The 6,000-nt window shown below is 72.3% G+C and carries 6 protein-coding genes; all 6 read right to left on the bottom strand.

What is annotated here, in order from left to right:
• Positions 1-122: 122 nt before the first annotated feature.
• Positions 123-944: a hypothetical protein gene (locus tag AB0H28_RS26980; RefSeq protein ID WP_358045851.1), complete on the bottom strand. Its 822-nt coding sequence runs from the start codon at positions 942-944 to the stop codon at positions 123-125.
• A gap of 72 nt (positions 945-1,016) precedes the next feature.
• The gene (locus AB0H28_RS26975) at positions 1,017-1,511 is read right to left on the bottom strand and encodes a DUF4326 domain-containing protein (RefSeq protein ID WP_358045849.1); all 495 of its coding nucleotides are present in this window, start codon (positions 1,509-1,511) and stop codon (positions 1,017-1,019) included.
• Positions 1,508-2,659, bottom strand: coding sequence for a hypothetical protein (locus AB0H28_RS26970; protein WP_358045846.1), 1,152 nt, complete (start codon positions 2,657-2,659; stop codon positions 1,508-1,510). Before AB0H28_RS26970 ends, AB0H28_RS26975 begins: the two co-directional genes overlap by 4 nt.
• Positions 2,659-3,300 (bottom strand): hypothetical protein, encoded by a 642-nt coding sequence (locus AB0H28_RS26965; protein ID WP_358045843.1) that lies wholly within the window; start codon positions 3,298-3,300, stop codon positions 2,659-2,661. Before AB0H28_RS26965 ends, AB0H28_RS26970 begins: the two co-directional genes overlap by 1 nt.
• The gene (locus tag AB0H28_RS26960) at positions 3,300-5,231 is read right to left on the bottom strand and encodes a ParB/RepB/Spo0J family partition protein (RefSeq protein ID WP_358045841.1); all 1,932 of its coding nucleotides are present in this window, start codon (positions 5,229-5,231) and stop codon (positions 3,300-3,302) included. The genes AB0H28_RS26965 and AB0H28_RS26960 overlap by 1 nt, the downstream gene beginning before the upstream one ends.
• Before the next feature lie 77 nt (positions 5,232-5,308).
• Entirely contained in the window at positions 5,309-5,737 is a 429-nt protein-coding gene (locus tag AB0H28_RS26955) for a hypothetical protein (protein ID WP_358045838.1), read from the bottom strand.
• Positions 5,738-6,000 lie beyond the last annotated feature (263 nt).

Here is a 6,000-nt window from a genome sequence, read left to right as displayed (position 1 = left end):
CGGCCGGTGCGGGTGGTGGTCATGGGCGGCGCCTCCCTGTGATCGGGGATGATCGGAGGTGGGCGGGTCGGGACCATTACCGGTGGTCCCGACCCGCGCGAGTCCTCGCGGTCTGCGGGCGGTCAGTCCCGCAGACCGGTCGCGGCGGTCCGGACCGTGGCCAGCCATCCGGCGGGGTCGCGGGGCGGGGTGGACATGCCCGACATGATCCGGCGCAGCGCCTCCTGGTGGCTGGCGTACCCGACCGCGGCGAGCTGCTCGTCGTCGCGCAGGACCAGGGCGACGGCGAGGGTCTCGCTGGTCGACCATGCCTGGTACCGGCCGCCGTGCGACTGCACGTACCAGACCCGCTGCACGGTCTCCTTGCCGAAGGTGTCGGTGACGAGCGGGAACGCCTCCTCCATCACCTGGTCGCGGCGCTCCCGCTCGTCCTGCGCCCGCCGGTACGCCTCGACCTCGGCGGCCAGCCGCCGGCAGCCCTCGGCGTGGCCGTCCTCGTTGTCGGAGGGGTAGCCGTTGTACGGGCCACGGTCGGTGATGCTCTCGCCGCAGCCGCGGGGGCCGCCGCAGGTGAAGAACACGTACCGGTCGTAGCTGTAGCTGGAGACCGGTCCGGCGACCAGCTCGAACGCCCGCTCCCGCCGCACGTAGTCCTCGGACCACTCGATCTCCAGCAGGTCGGCGATCTCGTCCCACGAGGAACCCTCGCCGCGCAACCCCTTGGCGAACGTGTACGCCTGGTTCTGCGCCAGGCGGGCCACGGACAGCGCGGCCTGCAGGCCGGCGAGGGGCTGCGGCTCGGGGAAGCCGTAGTCCGACTCCGGCCGGATCTTGCGGGTGGTCATCTGGCCGGCCGGGACCGCCGCGCGCACGGCGCGGTCGACGAGCTGCCGGACGGCCGCCATGTCCACCGTCTTCTCGGTGGTGTTGCTGTTGGTGCTCACACGTTCCTCCTGGGGGTTGGTAACGGGCCTGACGGTACGGATCGGGTGTGACGTTTTCGTGCCTCGATAAGATCAGTTATGAAGGCATGAAGAAGAGACGGCGGATTGGGGGCGGATTCCACGGAATCCGCCGGCTCCAGGCACCACTCCTGGGGTCGTGTTCCAGCACGACCCCGACCGCGTGAACAGTGGGATGGCGGCGGGGGTGCTGCCGAGTAGGGCCTCCAGGGCGGTGCGGGGCGCGGCGCCGGCGGCGACGCGCAGCAGCACCTCGCCGTGGCAGAGGAGCACGTTCTCGCGGCACCAACACGCCACGTCAACGTCGGCGAGGTCCCGTCGCGCGGCGGCCACGAGGTCCGGTTGCCGGTCGAGGTCGTCGGCGTACGCGGCCACCGCGTCGGCCTGGTCGTGCTCTCGGCCGCAGCGGCGGCAGGAGCCGACGCGATGCGGGTTGGCGTACCGGCTCGCGGGCAGGCCGGGCGCGGCCCGGCCGACGTAGACCGCTCCGGCTGGGATCCGACCGTGGTACAGGTCGCCGAGCACTCGGACCCGCCGCGGGGAGGTCACTGCGTGTCCTCGTCGCCGTCACCGAGGTACAGCGCCCCCCGGGTAGCCTCCCGGGCGCCGACGGCGAAGGCGCGCAGCTTGCCGGCCAGCTCCCGGGCCTCGGTCGGGGTGTGCTGGGCGGTGTAGGGCTGCCAGAAGTCGGCGGCGGAGTCTTCGTCGCCTTCCACAGCGGTGACGGCGACCCGGGTCGCGCCGTCGTGGTCGACCAAGTCCATCCACAGCGTCCCGGCGTCCCCGCCGGCCTCCCGCATCGCGGTGGTGGCCACGTGGCGGCGGCTCGCCGGCCCGGCTGCGGGCTGCTTTTCGCGCAGCAGCCCCAGGAGGTCCCGCACGGTGACCGGCAGCTCGTCGTCGACGACGGTCACCTTCTCCCGGGCGAGGTCGGCGTCGCTGGCGAGAAGGTGCTCCAGCCGGTCGGCGGCCCGGCTCCACTTGGTGGGCTTCGGCGGGCGGTGCCCGGCCTCGGCGAGGTCGGCCAGCTCGTCGAGGTACGCGGCGGCGGCCTCTGCCTCGGCCGGGTCCAGGTGCGGAGCGGCGTAGCCCGTCGGCTGCCCGCTGTCGATGGCCTCGGTGTTGGTGACCGGGTTCCAGCGGTGCGGGGAGGTGCCGACCGCGACGTACCGGCCGCCGCCGTCGCCGTAGTCCATCAGCGCCAGCACGGTGGTGGGGCCGGCCACGCTGCCCACCTGGTCGGTGCCGTGACAGGTGTCGCCGTCGGCGTAGCCGAGCACGTCGCCCACTGCGGTCGCCGGGCCGTACGCTGCGGTGTCGCCGGGCCCGGCCGGGTTCGTCGCCGCAGCCGTGGTCGGGGTGGAGCCGTCGCCCATCAGGATCTCCTTACTCGCGAGCGAGCCGGCGTCGGCGACCGTGTCGGCCACCTGCCCGTCGTGGTTGTTGAAGTCGGCAAGGGCAGCGCGTAGCTGCTCCGCGGCGGTGGCCACGGCCGCCTGGGCGGTGCCGCAGGCCCGGCCCGCGTCGCGCAGGTGCGCCACCGTGGAGGGCTGCATCTGCAGAGTCTCGTACCGGTCGGCGGCGTCGTCGAGCACACCAGCGATGCCGCCGATCTCGTCGACCCGGTCCCCGGCGGCGGCGATCGCCGCGGTGAACGCGGCCCGGATCTCCTCCGGCCCGCTCGCGTCGAGCATCATCACCGCTCCTGCCCAGTCCGGTCGGTGGCGTCGCGCAGCAGGGGCCACAGGTCGTTGGCACCGGGCTGCGGGTCGTAGACGGTGATCTGCCAGGCGGCGCACACCGCGTCGATCGCGGCGTCGTCGCATCCGTCGTACAGCTCGCCGGCGATGGTGCCCCGGTCGAGCTGGGCGCCGAACACGGTGAACGGTCGGTCGTCGACGGTGGTGACCGGAACGCCGCTGCCGGGGTGGCGACAGGCGCTGGTGCCGCAGGGCCAGGCGAGGATCCGGTACCGGGTGCCGGCCAGGGAGGCGGTCAGCCAGTCCCGGGTGCGCTGGGCACCGAAGCCGGTCACCGCGGCGAGCTGACGCCACTGGCGGCCGTCGTACCCGGGGCCGTCGTAGCCGGCCTGGCTGTTGTCGGTCAGGTAGCCGGCCCGGTTGAGCCGGGTCAGGGTATCGGTTAGGCCGGGCGCTTCGTCCTCGTCGACGTCGCAACGGCCGTAGTACCCGGGCTGGGACGCGATGCGGCCCTCCAGCCATTGGGCGGTCAGCTCGGCGAGGTCGTCGAGGGTGCGGGCGGCGGCCCACCGGCGGCGGTCGGCGCGGGTCAGCGGCCCGAACCCGCTCCAGGTGGTGATGCGCTCATGCAGGCCCATCAGCACACCCCGGTCAGGTCGGCCACGTACTCGAGCGCGGCGTGGCCGTCGACGCGGGCGGTCCAGCCGTGGCAGGTCACGCCAGCGTCGTCGAGCACGCCGCTGGCCCAGGTGCACGCCCCGCCGACGTCGGCGGCGTCCAAGGCGTCGTGGTCGGCGTGAGGCTTGTCGTCGGCCAAAAGCAGCCAGGCGTCGTCGAGCGGATCGTGCAGCAGCCGCCACTCCCCCACCGGCCCGGGTCCGTCGACCGCCGCTGTGGTCGGGTCGCCAGCGTGCACGGCGAGGTACGCCGGACGGCCGGGCAGCAACTGCCCGTCGGACCACCCGGTGACCTCGATCCGGTGCCGCTCGGCGAGCAGCTCGGCGGCCCACGCCTGGGCGGCGTTGACGTCAACCGGGTCGGTCAGGTGCTCGCTGTACGCGGCGGGCTCGTCGACGCCCAGGTCGTAGTGCAGCACCCAGCAGCACGCGTCGTCGGCGTCGTAGGACAGCGACACCCGCTCGGGCGGCGCCGCAGGCTCCCGCTCCCCTGCGACGGGCTGGTCGGAGGTGGTGTCACCGTCGGGCGCGTCTACGGCGGCCAGGCGGGCCTGCTCCCACGCGCTGGGGGTGTATCCGGCCTCGGTGGTGAGGCGGTCTAGCCACGCCTTGTCGCTCTCGGTCCATGACCGGTAGGTGGCGCGGGCCTGCACCTCGCGGCGAGCGATCCCGAGGGCGTGCGCGGCCTGCACCCGAGTGGTCCAGTCCGCCTTGCGGATGTCCTCCCACCAGCGGTAGTTGGGCAGGCCCGGGTCGGGGCCGACACCGGCGGCCACGAGCCACCGGTGCGCGAGCTGGGCGCACTCGTTGCCGGGCGCCCACAGCCAGGCGTCGATGATGTCCTCCGCCGACTTCGGCAGCTTCGGCGCCCGGGCGGCCAGCAGCGCAGCGGCCTCGGCCCGGGCGGTCATCGACTTACGGCGCTCCCTCTCGTCGGTGACCCGCTGCTGCTCGTCGGGGCTGCGGTTGTCCGCGGCCTTGGGCTTCCGGCCAGTCGAGTAGTAGGTGACCGCCCCGTAGGAGTCGACGCCTGCGGCCAGCTCGCCGGCCTTGCGGGCGGCATTGATCGCCTTCGCGCCGGTCAGGCGACGCTGCCAGTAGTCGTTGCCGAACTGCTTGATCGGGTCGGCGATAACCGGGGTGCCCTCGGCGGCCAGTTTCTTGCTGGCCGCGTCAATCGTTGCCTCGCGCTCGCGGATCCGCTGGACCTCGTTGACCAGATTCGCGGGGCTCCAGTGAGCCCGGCGGTCGTCGCGCAGTTGGTACGCGGCGAGCATCAGCTCCTGGTCGCTTCCGGCGGCCTCAACGAACGCGAGCGCGTCCTTGATCTGCAGGGCCGGCTCCTGTCCGTCGCCCTGGTCGTCGTCGGGTCTCGGGCCGCTCTCCAACGCGGCCAGCATCGCCTCGGGCAGCTTGAGCAGCTTCAACCGCTTCGACACGTGCGACTGCGAGCAGCCGACCTTGGCCGCGATGTCGCGCTGCTTCCGCCCGGCGGCTTCCTGCTCGGCGAAGGCGCGGGCCTCCTCGACGGGGCTCAGCGGCGCCCGGGCCACGTTCTCCGCCGTCATCACGTCCAACTGCGCCAGCGGGTCGTCGGCGATGGCGTCCTCACGGACCAGCACGTTCAGCGTGGCCTCCGGGTCGTCGCCGTAGACCCGGCCGGCTGCGGTGCGCCGGCGGGCGCCGACCAGCACCACCCACTTGGCGCCGGCGATCTCCTTGGCGTGCTTCGGCCACGCCGCGGCGACCCGTTCCGCAGGGAGTACCACCGGCGGTTGGATGACGCCGACTTCCCGAATCGACGCCTCCAGGTCACCCAGGTCACCCAGCACCTTGCGTGGATTCGCGGGGTGGGTGACGACGTCGGACAGTTCGGCCGACTCCGGTCGCATCGGCGCGACGATTGCCGGGCCTGATTCTCGGGAATCAGCGGCATCATCGCTGAGCGACTTGCCTTCCTTCGACACCGTCACGAGCCCTCCCCATCGGTCATCGAGTTTCCTACTTCTGTCGCGTCCGGACTGGGCGTTCTGACCGTTCGCGTCCGGCCGACCAGACCCGGCCACCGGTCACGCGCGGCCTGCCGTGTTATCCCGGCTGCGTCACCGATAGCCGGGTAGTTGGCGCCGCCTCGCGCGGCCTCGAATGCGGCGGTGGTCGCCAGCTCATCCGCCGCTCCACGAATGGCCACCAGGGCAGTGAGCTGCCGCAGGTGGGCCCGCTCCGGAGACGTGCTGGCGCTGTCGCGCGCCGTCTTGCTCGTGATACGCGACGCCAGATCGGCAACGAGGTCCTGCACCAACTGGTGGTCGATGTCGTGGGCGCTTGCGTGTGCCGTGGTGTTCGCCTTATCTCTCGACGTAGCTGATCCACTCGCGTGGACAAGGTCGCTTGTCATGGTGTCCACTCTGGTGCCGACAATATGGCTTGTCAAGTGATGGACATTGTTGCGTGCTCTATAGCGCGTCGTATCGCACGGTCTATTGCGTGCGTTTCGGCGAGCGGGCTTGGTTGCGCGACCGCTCGCGTGTTGACCGGCGATGTTGCTGGTCATCGCGGGTGTGATCTTTGGCGCGCGGCGGCGCGCGGCACCTGGCGCGATGGGCCTCGCGGGTGATAGGCACACGGCCGAAGACGCAACCTGCGATGAGAGAAGGCGGA

It is taken from the genome of Micromonospora sp. NPDC050980 (genome assembly GCF_040653835.1).
In the GTDB taxonomy this organism is placed as follows: Bacteria; Actinomycetota; Actinomycetes; order Mycobacteriales; family Micromonosporaceae; genus Micromonospora.
Note: the sequence above shows the minus strand (reverse complement) of the source record. Positions and strands in the feature narration are given on the sequence as shown.